This window comes from Parasphingorhabdus sp., assembly GCF_049667325.1.
In the GTDB taxonomy this organism is placed as follows: domain Bacteria; phylum Pseudomonadota; class Alphaproteobacteria; order Sphingomonadales; family Sphingomonadaceae; genus Parasphingorhabdus.
The window spans coordinates 1-1,801 of record NZ_JBATHY010000203.1; the positions used below are offsets into that span (position 1 = coordinate 1).

General features: G+C 59.0%; 3 protein-coding genes. All 3 read left to right on the plus strand.

The window, feature by feature from the left end; translation table 11 throughout:
• Positions 1–15: 15 nt before the first annotated feature.
• The 3 genes from WBM93_RS09305 (at position 16) to WBM93_RS09315 (ending at position 1,668) form a co-directional block, all read left to right on the plus strand.
• Positions 16–90: a PLP-dependent transferase gene (locus WBM93_RS09305; RefSeq protein WP_424431210.1), complete on the plus strand. Its 75-nt coding sequence runs from the start codon at positions 16–18 to the stop codon at positions 88–90.
• Positions 90–392, plus strand: coding sequence for an alkylphosphonate utilization protein (locus WBM93_RS09310; RefSeq protein ID WP_424431206.1), 303 nt, complete (start codon positions 90–92; stop codon positions 390–392). The genes WBM93_RS09305 and WBM93_RS09310 overlap by 1 nt, the downstream gene beginning before the upstream one ends.
• 73 nt (positions 393–465) lie before the next feature.
• A complete protein-coding gene (locus tag WBM93_RS09315; RefSeq protein WP_424431208.1) occupies positions 466–1,668 on the plus strand; it encodes a pyridoxal phosphate-dependent aminotransferase in 1,203 nt (400 codons plus the stop codon).
• Positions 1,669–1,801: the final 133 nt, after the last annotated feature.

Here is a 1,801-nt window from a genome sequence, read left to right on the forward strand (position 1 = left end):
GCCGGACCGGATGTCGTGCGGATCTCCGTCGGCATCGAGCATATCGACGATATCATTGCCGATATGCAGCAAGCGCTGGAGTCGCTTTGATGAGTGATGCTGCAGGCGATTATGTCTATGACGAAGAGACTGGCGAATGGCTGAGTCCGGAGGATGCGGCGACGCAATCGGCGGAACCGGAAGTCGTGGATGCGGTGGGAAATGTGCTGGCGGATGGTGATGCGGTCACCCTGATCAAGGACCTCAAGGTCAAGGGCGCGGGGCAGACGCTGAAACGCGGGACCTTGATCAAGGCGATCCGGCTGACCGGGGACGCGCAGGAAATCGATTGCCGGCATGACGGTATCAAGGGCCTCGTCCTGCGCGCGGAGTTCGTGAAAAAGCGGTCCTGACTCATTCTCCCTGTTGCAGTGCAGCACGAATGATATTAGGCAGTCACGCTCATTCCCTGCGACAGGAATTTCCATGACCCGTATTTCCAAAGCTCTCGGACGCATTCAACCTTCGGCCACGCTGGCGATGACAGCAAAGGTCACCGAGTTGAAGGCGCAGGGCATCGATGTGATCGGCTTGTCCGCAGGCGAGCCCGATTTCGACACGCCGGATTTTGTCAAGGAAGCGGCGATCCAGGCTATACGCGATGGCGATACCAACTACACCACGGTTGATGGCACGGCGGCGCTCAAGCAGGCGATCGTCGACAAGTTCGCGCGCGACAATGACCTGACCTATACGACCAAGCAGGTTTGCGCGAACAGCGGCGGCAAGCATACCTTGTTCAACGCGCTGGTGGCGACGCTGGACCCGGGCGACGAGGTGATCATTCCCGCGCCTTACTGGGTCAGCTATCCCGATATCGTCAATTTTGCGGGCGGGAAACCGGTGTTTATCGCTGCGGGTGCGGATCAGAACTACAAGATCACCCCCGAACAGCTGGAAGCGGCGATCACGCCCAAGACCAAATGGGTGCTGCTGAACTCGCCATCCAACCCGAGCGGCGCGGCTTATAGTGCGAAAGAACTGAAGGCGCTGGGCGCAGTGATCTTGCCGCATGAAAATCTGATGGTGATGACCGACGATATGTACGAGCATATCTGGTATGCCGATTTCGCCTTCTCGACCATCGCGCAGGTCTGCCCCGAACTGTTTGACCGCACCTTGACGGTGAACGGTGTGTCCAAGGCTTATGCGATGACCGGCTGGCGGATTGGTTTTGCCGGTGGTCCGGAATGGCTGATCAAGGCGATGGCCAAGTTGCAGTCGCAGTCGACCTCCAACCCCTGTTCGATATCACAGGCCGCAGCGGTGGCCGCGCTCAATGGTCCGCAGGATTTTCTGGTCGAGCGCAATGCCGCTTTCGAGAGGCGCCGCGATCTGGTGGTGTCGATGATCAATGATACGCCGGGTCTGCAATGTCCGACTCCGGAGGGCGCTTTTTACGTTTATCCCGATGCCAGCGAGCTGATGGGCAAGAAAACACCAAAGGGCGCGGTTATCAAAACGGACGAAGATCTGATCGCCTATTTTCTGGAGGAAGCCCAGGTTGCTGCGGTACACGGTGCGGCCTTTGGTCTCTCGCCGGCGTTCCGGATCAGCTATGCGACATCGGAAGAGATTTTGACCGAGGCCTGCACAAGAATCCAGCGGGCCTGCGTTGCGCTGACTTAGACCTCAAGCGCCGGGCGGGCGCATATTCCTTGTCTCGCGGCAGGTCGCGTTGCGAACGCCTCCGACTGGGCGGGCTATCGCCCGACGCGCGGTCGCGCTTGCCTCGCTACGCTCGGAGAAACTAGTTCTACAT

Bases quoted from the DNA above. Each gene is read 5' to 3' on its own strand.
- WBM93_RS09310 (WP_424431206.1), top strand. From the start codon at position 90: ATGAGTGATGCTGCAGGCGATTATGTCTATGACGAAGAGACTGGCGAA.
- WBM93_RS09315 (WP_424431208.1), top strand. From the start codon at position 466: ATGACCCGTATTTCCAAAGCTCTCGGACGCATTCAACCTTCGGCCACG.